This is a genomic window from Streptomyces cyanogenus (assembly GCF_017526105.1).
GTDB lineage: Bacteria > Actinomycetota > Actinomycetes > Streptomycetales > Streptomycetaceae > Streptomyces > Streptomyces cyanogenus.
Window position 1 is genome coordinate 703,149 of record NZ_CP071839.1, and the last position, 17,856, is coordinate 721,004.

General features: G+C 73.4%; 11 protein-coding genes and 1 pseudogene. 8 read left to right on the plus strand and 4 right to left on the minus strand.

Annotated features, from left to right (window positions below; translation table 11 throughout):
- Nucleotides 1–435: 435 nt before the first annotated feature.
- Nucleotides 436–1,110 carry a hypothetical protein gene (locus S1361_RS03100; RefSeq protein ID WP_208030306.1) on the plus strand — a complete coding sequence of 225 codons (675 nt, stop codon included), beginning with the start codon at nt 436–438 and terminating at the stop codon, nt 1,108–1,110.
- 174 nt (nt 1,111–1,284) lie between these two features.
- Nucleotides 1,285–2,517 carry a DUF4032 domain-containing protein gene (locus S1361_RS03105; protein WP_208030307.1) on the plus strand — a complete coding sequence of 411 codons (1,233 nt, stop codon included), beginning with the start codon at nt 1,285–1,287 and terminating at the stop codon, nt 2,515–2,517.
- A gap of 4 nt (nt 2,518–2,521) precedes the next feature.
- Here the strand turns inward: S1361_RS03105 and S1361_RS03110 are convergent, their stop codons facing one another.
- Nucleotides 2,522–3,388 carry a universal stress protein gene (locus S1361_RS03110; RefSeq protein WP_208030308.1) on the minus strand — a complete coding sequence of 289 codons (867 nt, stop codon included), beginning with the start codon at nt 3,386–3,388 and terminating at the stop codon, nt 2,522–2,524.
- Nucleotides 3,389–3,647: 259 nt separating this feature from the next.
- On the opposite strand from S1361_RS03110, the gene S1361_RS03115 reads away from it, so the two are divergent.
- The 4 genes from S1361_RS03115 to S1361_RS03130 all read left to right on the plus strand — a co-directional run bounded on the left by S1361_RS03115 (nt 3,648) and on the right by S1361_RS03130 (nt 10,171).
- On the plus strand, nt 3,648–5,324 hold the full coding sequence (locus S1361_RS03115) for an NAD(P)/FAD-dependent oxidoreductase (RefSeq protein ID WP_208030309.1): 1,677 nt from the start codon (nt 3,648–3,650) through the stop codon (nt 5,322–5,324).
- Nucleotides 5,321–6,772 (plus strand): ATP-binding protein, encoded by a 1,452-nt coding sequence (locus S1361_RS03120; protein WP_208030310.1) that lies wholly within the window; start codon nt 5,321–5,323, stop codon nt 6,770–6,772. Before S1361_RS03115 ends, S1361_RS03120 begins: the two co-directional genes overlap by 4 nt.
- Complete coding sequence (locus S1361_RS03125; RefSeq protein WP_208030311.1) at nt 6,769–7,119, plus strand: UBP-type zinc finger domain-containing protein; 351 nt, start codon at nt 6,769–6,771, stop codon at nt 7,117–7,119. The genes S1361_RS03120 and S1361_RS03125 overlap by 4 nt, the downstream gene beginning before the upstream one ends.
- 91 nt (nt 7,120–7,210) lie before the next feature.
- On the plus strand, nt 7,211–10,171 hold the full coding sequence (locus S1361_RS03130) for a helix-turn-helix transcriptional regulator (protein WP_208030312.1): 2,961 nt from the start codon (nt 7,211–7,213) through the stop codon (nt 10,169–10,171).
- 16 nt (nt 10,172–10,187) lie between these two features.
- Here S1361_RS03130 and S1361_RS03135 read toward each other — a convergent pair whose 3' ends face one another.
- The 3 genes and pseudogenes from S1361_RS03135 to S1361_RS03145 all read right to left on the minus strand — a co-directional run bounded on the left by S1361_RS03135 (nt 10,188) and on the right by S1361_RS03145 (nt 14,889).
- Nucleotides 10,188–11,408 carry an SGNH/GDSL hydrolase family protein gene (locus S1361_RS03135; protein WP_208030313.1) on the minus strand — a complete coding sequence of 407 codons (1,221 nt, stop codon included), beginning with the start codon at nt 11,406–11,408 and terminating at the stop codon, nt 10,188–10,190.
- Nucleotides 11,405–13,010, minus strand: a pseudogene (locus tag S1361_RS03140) (glycosyl hydrolase family 95 catalytic domain-containing protein); the annotation flags it as partial. The pseudogene S1361_RS03140 and the gene S1361_RS03135, both read right to left, overlap by 4 nt.
- A gap of 118 nt (nt 13,011–13,128) precedes the next feature.
- Nucleotides 13,129–14,889, minus strand: coding sequence for a M4 family metallopeptidase (locus tag S1361_RS03145; RefSeq protein ID WP_243769054.1), 1,761 nt, complete (start codon nt 14,887–14,889; stop codon nt 13,129–13,131).
- 334 nt (nt 14,890–15,223) lie between these two features.
- Between S1361_RS03145 and S1361_RS03150 the strand changes: the two genes are divergently transcribed.
- Together S1361_RS03150 and S1361_RS03155 are read left to right on the plus strand one after the other, a co-directional pair.
- Nucleotides 15,224–16,375: a serine hydrolase domain-containing protein gene (locus tag S1361_RS03150; RefSeq protein ID WP_208030315.1), complete on the plus strand. Its 1,152-nt coding sequence runs from the start codon at nt 15,224–15,226 to the stop codon at nt 16,373–16,375.
- A gap of 131 nt (nt 16,376–16,506) precedes the next feature.
- A complete protein-coding gene (locus S1361_RS03155; RefSeq protein ID WP_208030316.1) occupies nt 16,507–17,853 on the plus strand; it encodes a CAP domain-containing protein in 1,347 nt (448 codons plus the stop codon).
- Nucleotides 17,854–17,856: the final 3 nt, after the last annotated feature.

Genomic DNA, 17,856 nt, shown 5'->3' on the forward strand with positions numbered 1-17,856 from the left:
CAGACAGGAGAATGAGTGACTCGCGCCAGACCGTACCGGCGGTAACACGGTTGCGCTACGCGTCGGTGCGCATCCCGGCGAGACCGGACGCGGACGATTGACCAAGGGCTCATGGAACGTCGGCGACGTCGCCCGGACCGACTTCCCGATCGGGCGGTTGGCCGTCGGCCGGGACCGCGGCAACGGCGCCGGCACACCGACGGGTTCGGCGCCGGGCGGGTGGCCCGGTGGTTGCGCAGTGCCTCGGGAGGCCTACGGCAAGGGCGCGGATACCGACGGTGGACTCTTCCAGGCGGACGTGGCCTGTGCGTGGTGTGACAGCAGGTACGTGTGAGAAAGTCTCCCGCACAGGCGGTGAGACGTACGCGGCACGACAAGTCCCTTGTGTGGCATGCGACTTCACCGACTCCCCCCATGTGAAAGGCGAACGACAAGATGAGGACCAACCGCCTCAAGCGGTTCGGTGGCCGGATGCTGGCCATATCGGTTGCGGCCTGCGGCATCGCCGCGGCAGCAGCCGTGCCCGCCGCCGCCGAGGAACAGCCGACCCGTCAGGAACTCAGGGCCGACTGCGAGTCGGGCGCAGGCAAGTGCACGTTCAACTCGCCGCAGCTGGGCGAGGCCTACCTCGGACGATTCCGTCAGGTCTCCGACGCCCTGTTCAACTGCAGCACCTCGGACGCCTCCCAGGGCATGACGTGGAGCGACACGGTGGGCACCACCGACTCCCTCGGCCTCTCGGTCACCGCCGGCGGCAAGATCGCGGGCATCATCGACCTGAGTGTGACGGCGAGTTACAACCACAGCTGGTCGAGCACACACGCGGAGAGCAGCTCGCTGAACATGACGGTCAAGCCCGGTGAGGTCGGGTGGATCGCCCGGGCCCAGGTCATGCAACAGGTCACCGGTACGTGGCAGACGCATTACGACAGCCCCAAGTGGGGCCACTACTACTGGTTCTTCCAGGACACCGTCACCGGCCCCGCGGAGAACGGCACGGACGGCAAGAACAACGTCGTCGTGATACGGACCCGCAAGATGACGGCCGCGGAGAAGCGTTCCTGCGCGGCCGACGGCCATGGGGGCCGGGCCTTCGTGCGACAGCGCTGAGGCCACGGTGTCCGCGTGACCTCCGCGCCGTACGGACCGGGGCGGAGGTCACGCCCTTCCCTGCGGTGGAATGCGGGCTGCGCGGGCTTGCCGTCGGACAGGGCCCGACACGTGCGCGGTCCTGCCGGGACGGGCCGCTGTCACCAGCACCGTGCCGGGCCTTAGGGTTCGTCCATGGCCTTGCAGATCAGCGCCACGAACCCGGAGCACCCCGCGCTCCTGCTCGCCCTGCCCTGGGACACCCCGCTGGAGGAGTGGCCCGAGGAGTACCTCGTGCCGCTCCCCCGCGGCATCTCCCGGCACGTGGTGCGCTACGCGCACGCCGGGGACGAGGTGATCGCCGTCAAGGAGCTGGCCGAACGGCCCGCGCTGCGCGAGTACGAGCTGCTGCGCGACCTGGACCGGCTCGGCATCCCCGCCGTCGACCCGCTCGCCGTGGTCACCGGCCGCACCGACCCCTCCGGCGCCCCGCTGGAGCCGGTGCTGATCACCCGGCACCTGCGCGGCTCGATGCCGTACCGGTCGATGTTCGAGACGACCATGCGCCCGGCGACCATGCACCGGCTGATGGACGCCCTCGCCGTGCTGCTGGTCCGCCTGCACCTGGCCGGCTTCGCCTGGGGCGACTGCTCGCTGTCCAACACCCTGTTCCGGCGGGACGCGGGCGCCTACGCGGCCTACCTGGTCGACGCCGAGACCGGCGACCTGCACCCGCGGCTCAGCTCCGGGCAGCGGGACTACGACCTGGACCTCGCCCGCGTCAACATCAGCGGCGAGCTGCTGGACCTGGAGGCGTCCGGCGCGCTGCACCCGTCCGTCGACCCGGTCGCGTTCGGGCACGAGATCTGCACCCGGTACCAGGGGCTCTGGCAGGAGCTGACCCGCACCTCGGTGTACCCGGCGGGCAAGTACCACTACATCGAGCGCCGGATCCGCCGCCTGAACGACATGGGCTTCGACGTCGCCGAGATGCAGATCGAGCACTCACCGAACGGCGACACGGTCACCTTCGTGCCGAAGGTCGTCGACGCGGGCCACCACCAGCGGCAGCTGCTGCGGCTGACCGGCCTGGACGCCGAGGAGAACCAGGCACGGCGGCTGCTGAACGACCTGGAGAGCTGGATGGCGACCCAGGACGACTACGCGCCCGGCGACCCCCTCGCCGCCCGGCCCGAGGTGCTCGCCCACCGCTGGGTGCGGGACGTGTTCCGGCCGACCGTGCGGGCGGTGCCACCGGAGCTGCGCGGTTCCATGGACCCCGCCGAGATCTACCACGAACTCCTGGAACACCGCTGGTACCTGTCCGAGCGCGCGCAGCACGACATAGGGCTCGACACCGCCGTCGAGGACTACATCGACAACGTCCTGCCGAAGGCGCGGACGACCCTGGAGCCGACCACGCCGTAGTAGCTCACTCGTGCGGGACGACGGCCACCGGGCACTCCGCGTGGTGCAGCACCCCGTGCGCCACCGAGCCGATCCGGGCACCGACCGCCGTGCGGCGGGCCCGGCGCCCGACGACCATCAGCTGGGCCCGGCCGGCCATCGACAACAGCACCTGTCCGGCGCTGCCCATCTCGACGTGCTCGGTGACGGGCACCTGCGGGAACCGCTCGCGCCAGGGCTGGAGGGCCTCGCCCAGCGCCTGCTTCTCGTACGGTTCGAGACCGCCCGCGTCATCGAGCAGCTTGAGCGAACCGGGGCTGTAGGCGAAGACCGGCGGCAGCGTCCAGGCACGGACGGCGGTGACGGCCGCGCCGCGGGCCGCCGCCGTCTCGAACGCGAACCGCAGCGCCGCCGCGCTGTCCTCGGGGCCGCCGTGCTGGCCGACGACCACGTCCCGGCCGGACGCCTCCGCCGCGGGCTTGTCCCCGGCCCGCACCAGGACGACGGGCCGGGTCGCCTCCGCGATCACCTGCTGGCCGACCGAGCCCAGCAGGAACCCGACGACGGGTCCGTGCCCGCGCGAACCGAGCACGAGCATCTCGGCCCCGGCCGCCGCCCCGGCCAGGGCGTGCGCGGCAGCGCCCTCGACCACGTCGGTGGTCACCGTCAGCCCCGGATGCCGCCCGGAGACGGCGCGCACGGCCTCCGTCACCCCCTCCGACACCCACCCGTGCTGGGTGTCCCGGTCGGCGGTGGCGAGCGCCTCGGCGTACCGCCAGGCGTGCACCACGCGCAGTGGCAGACCCCGGCGCACGGCCTCCCGGGCCGCCCAGTCCAGCGCGGCCAGACTCTCCTCCGTGCCGTCCACCCCTGCCGTGATCGGGCGTGTCATCCGTGCTCTCCTCGTCGTCGCGTCCTCAGGGCACCGGTGCCCGCTGCCGGGCACCGGCGAACACCGTCATCATGATCGCTCCCACGAGCCCTCGCACCGGTTTCCCGGGGAGCGGGCGCGCCCGGTGGCCGCGGTGGGGCAAGTACCGGTCCCCGTCGGACAAGCGCAACCCGACGCGCCGAACATACGATGGCCTGGAACCCGCGCGGTGGTCCCCACGACACCGGCCGGGGGATCCGACACCCGGGTGGGGAGACGTATGGCACAGGCCGCCGAGACCGCGCGGACCGTCATCCTGACCGTGGACGACGACCCGGGGGTCTCCCGTGCCGTCGCCCGCGACCTGAGGCGGCGCTACGGCGAGTCGTACCGGATCGTGCGCGCGGAGTCCGGCGAGTCCGCGCTGGAGGCGCTGCGCGAGCTGAAGCTCCGCGGGGACCTGGTGGCGGTGATCCTGGCCGACTACCGGATGCCGCAGATGAACGGCATCGAGTTCCTGGAGCAGGCCCTCGACGTGTATCCGGGGGCGCGGCGGGTGCTGCTGACCGCCTACGCGGACACCAACGCGGCGATCGACGCGATCAACGTGGTCGACCTGGACCACTATCTGCTCAAGCCCTGGGACCCGCCGGAGGAGAAGCTCTACCCGGTCCTGGACGATCTGCTGGACGCGTGGCGCCACAGCGCCTACAAGCCGGTGCCCAGCACGAAGGTCGTGGGACACCGCTGGTCCGCGCGTTCCTCGGACGTACGGGAGTTCCTGGCCCGCAACCAGGTGCCGTACCGCTGGTACTCGGTGGAGGAGCCGGAGGGGCAGCGGCTGCTGGCGGCGGCCGGGCAGGACGGACAGCGGCTGCCGCTGGTGATCACCCCGGACTGCACGGTCCTGGTCGAGCCGGAGGCCCCGGAGCTGGCCGCGCGCGTGGGCCTGGCGACGACACCGACGGCCGACTTCTACGACCTCGTCGTGATCGGCGGCGGTCCGGCCGGGCTCGGCGCGGCCGTGTACGGCGCCTCCGAGGGACTGCGGACCGTGCTGGTGGAGCGGTCGGCGACCGGCGGACAGGCCGGGCAGAGCTCCCGGATCGAGAACTACCTCGGCTTCCCCGACGGGGTCTCCGGCGCCCAGCTCACCGACCGGGCGCGCCGGCAGGCCACCAAGTTCGGCGCCGAGATGCTGACCGCCCGCGAGGTGACGGGACTCGAGGTCAACGGCGCGGCACGGGTCGTACGGTTCGCGGACGGCTCGGCGATCGCCGCGCACAGCGTGATCCTCGCGACCGGGGTGCAGTACCGGCAGCTGGAGGCCGACGGCTGCACCGACCTGACCGGGTGCGGGGTGTTCTACGGCTCGGCGCTGAGCGAGGCCTCCTCCTGCCAGGGCCAGGACGTGTACATCGTCGGCGGCGCCAACTCCGCCGGCCAGGCGGCGATGTACCTGTCCCGGGGCTCGAAGTCGGTGACGCTGCTGGTGCGCGGCCCGGACCTGTCGGCGTCCATGTCGCACTATCTGATCCAGCAGATCGGCGAGGCCCCGAACATCTCGGTGCGCTGCCACACGGTCGTCGAGCAGGCCCACGGCTCCGAGCACCTGGAGCGGCTGACGCTCCGCAACACGGTGACCGGGGAGACCGAACAGGTGGACGCCCAGTGGATGTTCGTGTTCATCGGGGCGGCCCCGCTGACCGACTGGCTGGGCGATTCGGTGCTGCGCGACGAGCGCGGGTTCATCCTGGCCGGCCCCGATCTGACCGCCGACGGACGGCCGCCGGCCGGCTGGGAGCTGGACCGGCCGCCGTACCACCTGGAGACCAGCATTCCCGGCGTGTTCGTGGCGGGTGACGCGCGCGCCGAGTCCGCCAAGCGCGTCGCGTCCGCCGTCGGAGAGGGAGCCATGGCCGTCATGCTCGTCCACCGGTATCTGGAGCAGTCATGAGCGGGCAGATCGTGGCGTGCAGCCCGCAGGAGATCGGCTCGCTGTTCCTCTTCGAGAAGCTCAGCGCCGAGCAGTTGGGCCGGCTGTGCGCCCAGGGCCGGGTGGAGCTGTTCCAGCCCGGACCGGTGTACACCGAGGGTGACCCGGCCACCTGCTTCTTCGTGATGATCGAGGGCACGGTCGTGCTGTCCCGCCGGGTCGGCGGTGACGACGTGGAGGTGATCCGGACCTCGCAGCCCGGGGTGTACGCGGGCGCGATGCAGGCGTACCTCGGGGACCGGGTGCGGCAGGTCTACAACAACTCCATGCGGGTCACCGAGCCGACGCGGTTCTTCGTGCTGCCGGCCGACGTCTTCGCGGACGTCATGCAGGAGTGGTTCCCGATGGCCGTGCACCTGCTGGAAGGGCTGTTCTTCGGGGCGAAGAACACCCAGGCGATGATCGGACAGCGGGAACGGCTGCTGGCGCTGGGCACGTTGTCGGCGGGGCTCACGCACGAGCTGAACAACCCCGCGGCGGCGGCGGTGCGGGCCACCGCGACCCTGCGGGAGCGGGTCGCGAAGATGCGGCACAAGCTCGGCCTGATCGCCGAGGGCCCCTTCTCCCGCGACTGCCTGTCCAGCCTGATCGAGATCCAGGAGCGGACCGCGGAGCGGGTGGCGAAGGCCCCGGTGCTCAGCCCGCTGGAGGCCAGCGACCGGGAGGACACGCTCAGCGACTGGCTGGAGGACCACGGCTTCGAACAGGGCTGGCAGGTGGCGCCCACCTTCGTGCAGGCCGGACTCGACGTGGACTGGCTGGAGCAGGTCGCGGCGGCGGTGGGCGAGGAGATCCTGCCGAAGGCGGTCGCCTGGCTCAACTACACCGTCGAGACCGAGCTGTTGATGAACGAGATCGAGGACTCCACCACCCGCATCTCGCACCTGGTCGACGCGGCCAAGCAGTACTCGCAGCTGGACCGGGCCCCGTACCGGGTGGTGGACGTGCACGAACTCCTCGACAGCACGCTGCTGATGCTCTCCGGGAAGATCGGGCCGGGCATCGAGGTCGTCAAGGAGTACGACCGTGGGCTCCCGCCGGTGCCCGCCTACCCGGCGGAGCTGAACCAGGTGTGGACCAACCTCGTCGACAACGCCGTCTCGGCCATGAACGGCGCGGGCGGCCAGGGCACGCTGACCGTGCGGACGGCCCTCGACCACGAGCGGCTGCTGGTGGAGTTCCGGGACACCGGTCCCGGCGTGCCACCGGAGATCCAGGACCGGATCTTCGACCCGTTCTTCACCACCAAGCCGGTCGGCGAGGGCACCGGGCTCGGCCTGGACATCTCGTGGCGCATCGTAGTCAACAAGCACCACGGCAGCCTGCGGGTCGAGTCCGTGCCGGGCGACACCCGCTTCCAGGTGCTGCTGCCCCTGACCGCCGAGACGCCCGACGAGGAGCCGGTATGACCGACATCGAAGGAATCGACCCCAGCGTCCCGCCCAGCGGCACGGGCTGCGTGGAGTGCGAAGCGGCGGGCGGCTGGTGGTTCCACCTGCGCCGGTGCGCGCAGTGCGGGCACATCGGCTGCTGCGACGACTCCCCCGCGAAGCACGCCACCGCCCACTACCGGGCCACCGGGCACCCTGTGATCCGCAGCTTCGAACCGGGCGAGGGCTGGTTCTGGAACTACGCCACCGAGGAGTTGTACGCCTCCGGGCCCGAGCTCGCTCCCCCGGCCGGGCATCCCGCCGACCAGCCGGCACCGGGTCCGGCGGGCCGGGTGCCGGACGACTGGGCGCAGACGCTGCGTTGAGGCCGCGGCGGGCGGCACGGTCCCCGGTGCCGGCGGGGCTGTCGTCGGCGGGGGCGGCGGCGTTGTCGGTGGCGCGTGGCAGGATGAGGCGGTGTCGCATACCGCCTTCACCACAGCGCCGCTGATCGGCCGGGACGAGGAACTGGCCCGGCTCACGGGCGTGCTGGAGCGTGCCCGGCGCGGAGCCGCGGGGGCGGTGCTGCTCGCCGGGGACGCCGGAGTCGGCAAGACACGGCTGCTGGACGAGGTGGCCGGGCGGGCGGCGCGGGCGGGGACGACCGTGGTCACCGGGCACTGCGTGGACCTCGGGGACGTCGGCCTGCCGTATCTGCCGTTCACCGAGATCCTCGGCGTGCTCGCCGCCGACGAGCGGTTCACCGCCGTACTGGCCGCGCATCCGGCGGCGGACCGGCTGCTGGGCGCCGGGCCGGACGCGGCCGGCGGTCCGGACGGGCGGCTCCGGCTCTTCGAGGACGTCGCCGGGCTGCTGGCCGAACTGGCCGCGGTGGCCCCGCTGCTGCTCGTGCTGGAGGACCTGCACTGGGCCGACCAGTCCTCCCGGGACCTGCTGCGCTTCCTGCTCAGCCGGGGCGCGCCGCACCGGCCGGGCGGTGCCCCGGAGCGGCGGCTGGTGATCCTCGCCTCCTACCGCGCCGACGACCTGCACCGCCGCCACCCGCTGCGGCCCCTGCTCGCCGAACTGGTCCGGCTGCCGGCCGTGGAGCGCCTGGAGCTGCGGCCCCTGCCCGACCCCGAGGTCGCCCGGCTGGTGCGGGCGCTGGAGGACCGCCCGCTGCCCGACGCCGTCGTGCACGGCATCGTCGCCCGCGCGGAGGGCAACGCGTTCTACGCGCAGGAGCTGCTCGCGGCCGGCGCAGGCTCGTGCGGGGTGCCCAGCGGGCTCGCCGACCTGCTGCTCATCCGGGTCGAGCAGTTGTCCGAGACCGCCCAGCAGGTGCTGCGGACCGCCGCCGTGGCCGGGCGGCGGGTACGGCACGCGCTGCTGCGCGAGGCGGCCGGGCTGCCCGAGGAGGAACTGGAGGCGGCCCTGCGGGAGGCCGTCGGACGCCAGCTGCTGCTCCCCGGGGACGACGGCACCTACACCTTCCGGCACGCCCTCACGCGCGAGGCGGTCTACGCCGACCTGCTGCCAGGCGAGCGGTCCCGGCTGCACGGCGCGTACGCCCGGCTGCTCGCGGCCGGCGGCCGGGCCCCGGAGACCGCGGCGGAGCGCGCCCACCACTCCCGGGAGAGCCACGACCTGCCCGCGGCGCTCGGGGCCTGTCTGGAGGCCGCCGACCACGCCCGGCGGCTCGGCGCCCCCGCCGAGGAGCTGCGGCACCTGGAGACCGCCCTCGACCTGTGGCCGTCGGTGCCCGCGCCCGCCCGGCCCGCCGGGGAGGGCCTGGACCGGGTCACCCTGACCCTGCGCGCCTCGGCCGCCGCGGCGCACGCCGGCGAGTTCCACCGCGCGGTCGCGCTGACCCGGGCGGCGCTCGCCGGGGTCGGCCAGGACACCGACGGCGAACTGGCCGCCCGGGTCCGCTACACGCTGGCCGAGAACCTGCTGACCGTGGACCGCCTGACGGCGGCGTTCCGCTACAGCAGCGAGGCGCTGGCGATGATCCCCGCCGATCCGCCGTCGCGGACGTGGGTGTGGGCGGCGGCCACGCATGTCGCGGCGGCCCGCCAGATCGGCGAGGACGCGACCGCGCTGCGGGTCGGCCGGCAGGCCCTGCGGGTCGCCGAGGAGCTGGGCGTGACCGGCGCCCAGGCCGATCTGCTGATCTCCCTGGCGGTCACCGAGGGCAGTGGCCGGCGCTGCCCGGAGGGCCGGGAGCGGCTGCGGCGGGCCCGGGATCTGGCCCGCGCCGCCGGGAACGCGCGGGTGGAGACGCGCGCGCTGTTCCACCTGGCGATGGGTGCCTTCGAGGCCGGTGATCTGACGGAGTGCCTGCCGGTGCTGGCCGACGGCCTGGACCGGGCCCGCCGGGCCGGGCTGCTGTCCTCGGTGTATCCGCTGGAGATCCGCTACCTGCAGCTGCTGGTCCTGTACACGCTGGGCCGCTGGGACGAGTGCCTGCGCGCGGCGGCCGAGGCCGCGCCGGGACTGCCCGGGGCGGGCGGCGCCTTCGCGGTCGGTCCCGCCCTGTACGTGGCGCTGGCCCGCGGCGAGGAGAGCGCGGTGGAACGCGCCCGGGGGCTGCTGGAGGGGCCGTTCGACTGGATGGGCACGCTGGTCGCCGGCATCGTGCTCACCGACGCGGCCGCACGGGACGGCGACGCGGAGGGAGCCGTCGCGCGGTTGCGGGAGACGGTCACGGCCCTCGGTGGCGGTACGTCGAAGCGGCCGGGTGTCGCGGTCCGGCTGGCCGCGCTGTGTCTGGCGGCGGTCGCCGACCGGGTTTCGGAGCCGCGCCGCGCGGGCGGCACCGGGTCGGACCCGGCCGGCTGGACGGACCGCGCGGCCGAACTGGTGGAGCTGGCGCGGGTCACGGCCGGTCGGGACGAGTCGGGGCGCGCGCAGGGCCCGGAGGGCCGGGCCTGGCTGGCCCGTGCCGAGGCGGAGTGGGCGACGGTGGTGTCCGGGCCGGATCCGGCGGCCTGGGCGGAGGCGGTCGCCGCGTTCGGGTACGGCGACGGCTACGAGCAGGCGCGGTGCCGGCTGCGGTACGCGCGGGCGCTGCTGGCCGTGGAGCGGCGGGCGGAGGCGGCGGAGCAGGCGCGGCTGGCCCGGGAGACGGCGGCCGCGCTGGGCGCGGCGCCGCTGCTGGAGGACGTCGACACGCTGGTCCGCCGGGCCCGCTTCGGGGCCGGGCCCTCCCCCGCCGACCCGGCTCCGCTGACCGCGCGGGAGCGGGACGTGCTGCGGCTGCTGGCGCGGGGCCGCAGCAACCGGCAGATCGGCGAGGAGCTGTTCATCACCGGGAAGACGGCTAGCGTGCACGTGTCCAACATCCTGGCCAAGCTGGGCGCCGCGAGCCGTACGGAGGCGGTGGCGGTGGCCTACCGCCGGGGCCTGATCGCACCGGAGCCGGCCGGGTCGGGGTGACCCGGCCGGCTCGCCTTCAGCGGGCGCAGTCGAGGCTGTCCAGGTCGACGGCGTCGGCCATGGCCTGCATGCCCTTGTCGTCGGGGTGCAGATGGTCGCCGCCGTCGAAGAACGGCAGGATCCGCTCGGGGTCGTACGGGCTGCGCAGCACGCGGTCGAAGTCGGTGACGGCGTCGAAGTCCGGGCTGCCGCGCAGGAACCGGTTCACCTCCTGTCGTACGGCTTCGGCGGCCGGGTCCCATTCCGGCCAGCCCTTGAACGGTGCGACGGTGGCGGCGACCACGCACACGCCCGCCGCGTGGGCCCGCCGGGCGATCTCCCGGTAGCCGTCGACGAGCTCGGCGGCGGTGACGCCGGTGTGCGCCTTGATGTCGTTCACGCCCTCGAAGAGGAACACGGTGCGCACCCCGGGCTGGGAGAGGACGTCCCGGTCCAGCCGGTGCAGCGCGGCCTGTCCGGCGCCGTCCGCGAGGACCTGGTTGCCCGAGATGCCCTCGTCGGCGACGCCCTGGACGGGCGCGCCGGCCGCGTGCAGGCGCCGGGCGAGGTAGTCGGGCCAGCGGCGGTCGAGGTCGGTGGTGGAGTGCCAGCCGTCGGTGATGGAGTCGCCGAGCGCGACCACGGCACCGCGGGCCGCCCGGGAGGGCCGTACGGCGACGGAGTCGATGTACCACCAGGACCCGGTGGTCTGCGTCCAGTTCGCGCCGCTCTCCTCGGCGGTGTGCCCGCCCCGGCCGGTGTACGAGGTCTGCATCGCCATCCAGTGGCCGGTGGCCGGGCCGGCCGCGTCCGGGGTGTGCAGGCTGACGACCAGGTCGGTACCGGCCGGGATCCGGCCGGGCAGCGGGTCGCTCCAGGCGACGGCGCCGGCCGGGACCGTGACCGTGCGGGCGCCGCCGAAGGTGAGCGGCCTGTTGCTGCCCGGTCGCAGGGCGGCGCCCCGGGCGCGCAGTCCGGCGTACACGCCGTCCAGGGTCAGCGGCCGGTCGCCGAAGGCGTTGGTGAAGCGGACGCGCAGGTCGCTGCCGCCGACGCTGGTGTGGACGACGAGCCGGTAGCCCTGGCCGGCCGTGCCCTCGCCCATGCGGTCGGCGCTCGCCGCCCAGGTGACCACGCCGGAGGCGCGCGCAGCCGGCCCGGGCGGCGCGGCGGCCCGTACGGCGGGCGGGGACTGGCAGGCCACGGCGGTGAGCAGGACGGCGAGGACGCGCCGTAAGCGTCCGAACCGGGCGCTCACCGGGCGAGGTCCCGGGGCGTGACGGTCTCTCCGGGGCGGACGCGGACCGTGCGGAACGTCCCCGCGTGTCCGACGGAGGTGGTGGTGCCGCCGATGCTGCGTGTGCGTACCTCGGTGGGTTTCCCGTCCCGCCACTCCAGGTCGACGACGAAGCTGCCGCGGGCCCCGGCCCCGGTCAGTGAACCGGCGGCGGCCCAGGCGCCCGGGAGGGCCGGCAGCAGTTCCAGGTGCCCTGGGCGGGAGTAGAGCAGCATCTCGGCGACGGCGGCCGGGGTGCCGAGGTTCGCGTCGATTTGGAAGATGCCCCGGCCGCGCTCGATCTCGTAGATGTCGAAGAGGTTGGGGGCGGTGCCGTTGCCGCCGCCGGTGGAGGGGCGCAGGTTGGTGACGACGAGCTGGTAGGCCTTGTCGGCGTTCTTCAGCCGGGCCCAGCACAGGGCGCGCCGTGCGTTGGCCCAGCCGAAGCTGTTCATGCCGCGCGCGATGAGCAGGGCGGTGGCGCCGGCGACGATGTCTGCTGGTGTGGTGCCGTCGGGCCGGATACGGTCGCCGGGGGACAGGCCGACGGGCGGGGAGAGATGACGGTGGGTGGTCTCGCCGAGGTCGTCCGGTGACATCCACTCCTCCAGTCGGCCGGTCTTGGGGCTCACCACGGGCAGGTAGAGCCTGTCCTGCAGGGCTCCGCCGGTGCGCGCGTACCCGGCGTCCCGGCCCAGCTCACGTGCTGCGGTACGGTAGTTGCCGAAGAGGGCCCGGACCAGTTCCTGGGCGTAGGTGATGCCCTTGGCGTCCAGCGGGCCCTGTTCGGGCGACCAGTCGCTGTCGGCGATCAGCACCTCGCGGCCGCTGTCGGGCAGCGTGGTGGTGAGCAGCCGGGCCTCCCAGAACTCACAGGCGCCCTTGAGCAGCGGGTAGGTCTTCTCCAGGTGGGCGCGGGAGCGGGTGTTCTCCCAGTGCTCGAACAGGGAGGCGCACAGCCAGGCGTTGCCGGCCGGGTGCCACCACCAGTCTCCGCCGCCGAAGGGGTTGGCGGAGATGGCGAGGGTCCAGCCGGCGTTCCTGCCGCTGGAGTTGCGGTAGCGGTTGCGGGGGTCGCCGAAGAGCCTGCGGGTGAGGTCGGTCCAGGAGGGGAGCTGGGCCACGCAGTAGTCGGTGAACGCGTCGAAGCAGGGCGCGAGCCCGGCCCGGTCGGCCATCCAGTAGTTCATCTGCAGGTTGATGTCGGTGTGGTAGTCGCCCATCCAGTCCGGGTCGTTGCCGTCGAGCCAGGGGCCCTGGAGGCCGAGCGGCAGGCTGTCCCGGGAGCCGGCGATCAACAGGTACCGGCCGAACTGGACGTAGGCGGCCTCCGGTTCCGGGACGGGTTCGTCGTCGCGGGACCGCGCCTGGGATCCGTTCCCAGATGTCCATGGCGCATTGCTCGGCGGAGGAGGCGCCGAGGGAGAGGCCGAACCGGTCGAACAGGGCGCGGTGGTCGGCGACATGGGTGCGCAGAAGGGTGTCCGGGGAGTGCCGGGCGGCGGTGCGGGCCGGCGCCTGGGAGTCCAGGCCGGGGTTGCGGTAGTGGGCGGCGGCGTCCGGGGCGTAGTCGGTGCCGCCGCTCCGCTGTCAACGAAAGAAACAGCGGCTGTTACGGAGCCTGGTGGCCCGCCCGTCCCCGGACATGCGGATGCCCCGCGCGGGGCGGGGCATCCGGTGGTGCGGTGTGTCCGGGCGTCCGTCAGTGACGGGCCCTCGGCGTGTTGGCGGCCGTGACGTTGACCGCGGTCCACGACCTGTCGACCGTCTTGTACTCGGTGCTGTTCGCGCCGTACAGGTCCTTGGCCGCCTTCAGCGTCGCGATGCGCGCCTGGTGGAAGTCGGTCGTGGAGACCATGTAGCGGGTGAGCGCACGGTAGTAGATGGCCGTCGCCTTGGTGCGGCCGATGCCCTTGACCGTGATGTTGTGGTACGTCGGCGAGTTGTAGTTGACGCCGTTGATCGTCTTCTTGCCGCTGCCCTCGGCGAGGAGGTAGTAGGCGTGCGACGAGACACCGGAACCGGCGTGCACCTCGGTGTAGTAGGTGTCCGACGACCAGTAGTCGATGGTGCCCTCGAGCTTGTCGAGCGAGGGGTGGTCCAGGCGGCGCAGGAACTTCTGGGCGAGGCCCAGCTTCTCGCCGACCAGGTAGTCCGGCGTGTCCTTCGTGTTCTTGGCGTAGAACTCGACGTTCGAGCCGAAGATGTCCGCGAGCGACTCGTTCAGCGAGCCGGGCTCGCCGTACTGGTTGCCGTCGGAGTCGACGAAGGTCGGCTGCAGGTTGGCGGTCGCCTCGACGACGCCGTGGGTCAGCTCGTGACCGGTGACGTCGAGGACGACGAGCGGCTTCTTGAACATCTGGCCGTCGCCGTCGCCGTACAGCATGCAGTTGCAGGTCGGGTCCCAGAAGGCGTTGGCGATCTTGTTGCCCCAGTGGACCATCGCCTGCGCGGGCTTGCTGTTGTTGGCGATGCCCTTGCGCTTGAACGTGGACTTGTAGAAGTCCAGCGTCTTGGTGATGCCGTACTGCGCGTCGGCGGCGGCGCTGACCCGGCTGGTGGTCTTGCCGTTGCCCCACACGTTGGTGGTGTTGGTGAACTTCGTACCGGCGCTGAACTTCTCCGTGTACGAGCCCTTGGCGTCCCGCGTCTCGGTGCCGTACCGGTTCGGGTCCTTGAGCAGGTAGTGGCCGCGCGAGGTCTGCGTGGTGGTCAGACCGACGGTGCCCACGAAGAGGGTCTTGCCGGTGCCCTTGGCGGCCGACGGGTAGGCCGCCGCACCGGTGGCGCCCGAGCCGACGAGGCCGGACGTGGTGGAGGCGGAGCCGACGCCGGTGGCCGGGTCGATGGTCTCGCCGCGGTCGCGCAGGGCGTCGAGCAGCTTCGGCGACAGGAACTCGTCCCGGTTCGGCGTGTTGCTGCGCACCTTGCCGGTGACCGCGTCCACGACGACCGTGCGGGAGCTGTCCTTGTCGGTGACGGTGACCTGGTAGGCCAGCGCGGAGGCGCCGTCGCGGGCGTCCACCACGAGCTGGGCGCTGCCCGCGTCGCCCTTCGCGGCCTTGGCGGCCTTGGCGGCGGCCTGGCCCGCGGTCAGCTTGGCCTTGGCGGCGGCCGGCTTGACGGCGTGGTCGGCGGCGCGGGTCACGCCCGTGTAGCCGAGCTTGCCGTCGAGGTGGACGATGAGGTCGCCCCCGAGCACCGGCAGGTCGTTGTGAGTGCGGACGAAGCGGACGTGGCGGGCGCCCTCGGGGTCGATCATGACGTCCTGGGCGTGCAGGTCGTCACCCTTCGACACGCCGGTCGCCGAGGCGTGCGCGAAGGCCGCGCTGCGCGCCGCCTCCACCACCAGCGTGGCGTCCGTGGCGGAGGCGGCGGACCGCTCCACCCCCGTGGAGGGACCCGCGAAGGCCGTACCGGCCAGGCCCGTGGCAGCCGTCGCCACCGCGACGGCAACCGCCACGGTGCGTATGTGCGGTCTACGCAATCTGATCAGGGTTCCTTCGTTCGAAGGCGGCCGGGGTGACCAACCGCCTTGATGCGTGGCGCAGTTCACGCCACGGGGGCTGGTCCGCCCCCCGGCCCACACCCTTGCGGATCAGTCATGGGCGCGTAAAGCCGGAATGATCCATTTCGCGAGTTTCTAGGGCAATCCTTTACGAATGGCCACCCCAGGGTGATCACGAGATGACGAGCTGTGTGTCGGCTGTGGAGACGTCACCTCGATCGCCTAGGTTCCCAGGGCGGAATGTGACCGATATCGCATCAGAAACCGGACCGATGGGAGTGGGTAGGGGATGATCTCAGCAACGGTGGGGCGGGGAGCGGTTCTCGGAGCGGTCGCGCTGTCGCTGTTCGCGGTCCCGGCGCAGGCGGCGACCGGGGGCCCGGACGCGCCGGCGGCCGCGGCGCTGCCGGCGCCGGACACCGCGGGTCTGACGGCGGTGCTGCGGTCGGCGGTGGCCCAGGGGGCGCCGGGGGCGCTGGCCCGGCTCGACGACCACGGCACGACGTACCGGCTCACCCGCGGTGTCGCCGACCGCACCACCGGACGGCCCATCAGCACCGAGGACCGGTTCCGGATCGGCAGCGTCACCAAGACGTTCTCGACCGTGGTGCTGCTCCAGCTCGCCGACGAGCACCGGCTCGCACTGGACGAGCCGGTCAACCATTACCTGCCGGGCCTGCTGCCCGACGACCGGATCACGGTCCGCCACGTGCTGAGCCACCGCAGCGGGTTGTACGACTACTCGAACGACATGTTCGCCAACAGCGTCTCCGGCTTCGAGGCGGTCCGGAAGAAGGTCTTCACCTACCGCCAGCTGGTCGCCCTCTCCCTGGAGAAGCCCCGCACCAACGCCCCGGGCGCCGCCTACGCGTACTCCAACACCAACTTCGTCGTCGCCGGGCTCCTCATCGAGAAGCTCACCGGGCAGCCCGTGGGGACCGCGTACCAGAACCGCATCATCGGGCCGCTGAAGCTGACCGACACGTTCTACGTCCACCCGGACACCGCGATCCCGGGCCGGTACGCCCGCGGGTACCTCACCCCGGACACGGCGGGCGCGCCGCTGGTAGACGCGACCGCGCAGACCGTGTCCTGGGCACAGAGCGCGGGGGCGCTCATCTCCAGCGCGCACGACCTCGACGTCTTCTACGGCGCGCTGCTCAAGGGAAAGCTGATGTCCGCAGCACGGCTGGCGGAGATGGAGCGGTTCACCAAGGTGAACAGCACGACGGCGTACGGGCTCGGGCTGCGACGGCGTGACCTGACCTGCGGGGTGTCGGTGTACGGGCACACGGGGGCGGTGCAGGGGTACTACACGTACGCGTTCAGCACGAAGGACGGCGGGCGGAGTCTCACGGCCGTGGCCAACACGTCGAACAACGGCAAGGTGCTCGACACGCTGGCGGGGGCGCTGGAGTCGGCGTTCTGCGGTAAGCAGTAGCGGGCGGCGTGCCCGGGTGCGGCGCGTGGAGGCGTGCGGCGCCGCGCGCCGCGGCCGCATACCGGGGCGCCCCGCGCCCAGGAGCCGACGCGCCGGGAACCCGCCGGCCTCCGGTCCGCGTCGTACCGGGCATGGGCGAACTCGTTCCCGGGGGCAACGTGGCCCTGCCGCACGGCGCGGTACGGCTGCGGGTGGCCGGTGCCTTCGACGTGTCCGCCCTGGTCACCGGGGCCGACGGGAAGGTCGGCGGGGACTCCGACTTCGTGTTCTACAACCAGCCCGAGGCGCCCGGTGTCCGGCTGCGCGGGGACACGCTGGCCGTCGATCCGGGCCGGCTGCGCGCCGGTGCCTGCCGGGTCACGGTCGTGGTCAGCGCGGCCGAGCCCGGCACCCCGCTCGGCCGGCTGCCCGCGCCGCGGCTCGACGTCACCGACCAGACGGGCCGTCCGGTGGCCGGGTTCGCGCCGCCGCGGCCGGGCACGGTGACCGTGCTGCTCCTCGCCGAGCTGTATCTCCGGGCCGGCACCGGCTGGAAGCTGCGGGCGCTGGGGCAGGGGTACGCCGACGGGCTGGCGGGCCTCGCCCGGGACTTCGGGGTGGACGTGTCCGACGACGGGGGGCGGACGGCGGCACCGGCGGCGGTGCCGCCCACCCGCGGCCTCCCGCACCGCCCCGCGCCACAGCGCTCCGTCCGCCCCGAAGGCTCCCCCGCCCCCGACGACTTCACCCGCCTGGTCAACACCGCCCGCTCCCGCGCCGGTACCCCGCCCGTCGTACCGGACCCGCGGCTGGACTCCGCCGCGCGGGCGCACGCCCGGGCCATGGCGGACGCGGGGCGGCTCGGCGCGGAGGGGCGGGACGGGGTGCCGGTGTACCGGCGGATCTCGGCCGCCGGTTACGCGTACCTGACCGTCGGCGAGCATCTCGTCTCCGGGCCGCGCACCCCCGCCGAGTTCGTGGACCACTGCCTGGGTTCGGCCCGGGCGCGGCGCACCCTGCTCGATCCGGCCTTCCGGCACGCCGTGCTGGCCCACGCCGACGGGGGCGACCGGTACTGGACCGCGCTGTGGGCCGCCCCGCTCACTCCGGACGGCCTGACGCGCACGGCCGCCGAGGTCGTCGCCCTCACCAACGCCGAACGCGGCCGGGCCGGGCTGCCCCCGCTGGCCGCCGACCCGCTGCTGACGGCCGCCGCCCAGGGGCACTGTGCCGACATGGTGGCCCGGGACTTCTACGCGCACACCTCCCCCGACGGCGCCCGGCCCTGGGACCGGGCCGCCGCCGCGGGTTCCCGGCGGCGCACGATCGGCGAGAACATAGCCTGCGGCCAGCGCTCCCCCGCCGAGGTCGTGGACGGCTGGATGAACAGCCCCGGCCATCGCGCCAACATCCTCGAACGGCGGTTCACGCACATCGGCGTCGGCTTCTCCGGCGGCGGCCGGGCGGGCACGTACTGGACCCAGCTGTTCGGTGGCTGAACC

Coding starts and splice junctions, on each gene's coding strand:
- S1361_RS03100 (WP_208030306.1), top strand. CDS start 436: ATGAGGACCAACCGCCTCAAGCGGTTCGGTGGCCGGATGCTGGCCATA.
- S1361_RS03105 (WP_208030307.1), top strand. CDS start 1,285: ATGGCCTTGCAGATCAGCGCCACGAACCCGGAGCACCCCGCGCTCCTG.
- S1361_RS03110 (WP_208030308.1), bottom strand. CDS start 3,388: ATGACACGCCCGATCACGGCAGGGGTGGACGGCACGGAGGAGAGTCTG.
- S1361_RS03115 (WP_208030309.1), top strand. CDS start 3,648: ATGGCACAGGCCGCCGAGACCGCGCGGACCGTCATCCTGACCGTGGAC.
- S1361_RS03120 (WP_208030310.1), top strand. CDS start 5,321: ATGAGCGGGCAGATCGTGGCGTGCAGCCCGCAGGAGATCGGCTCGCTG.
- S1361_RS03125 (WP_208030311.1), top strand. CDS start 6,769: ATGACCGACATCGAAGGAATCGACCCCAGCGTCCCGCCCAGCGGCACG.
- S1361_RS03150 (WP_208030315.1), top strand. CDS start 15,224: ATGATCTCAGCAACGGTGGGGCGGGGAGCGGTTCTCGGAGCGGTCGCG.
- S1361_RS03155 (WP_208030316.1), top strand. CDS start 16,507: ATGGGCGAACTCGTTCCCGGGGGCAACGTGGCCCTGCCGCACGGCGCG.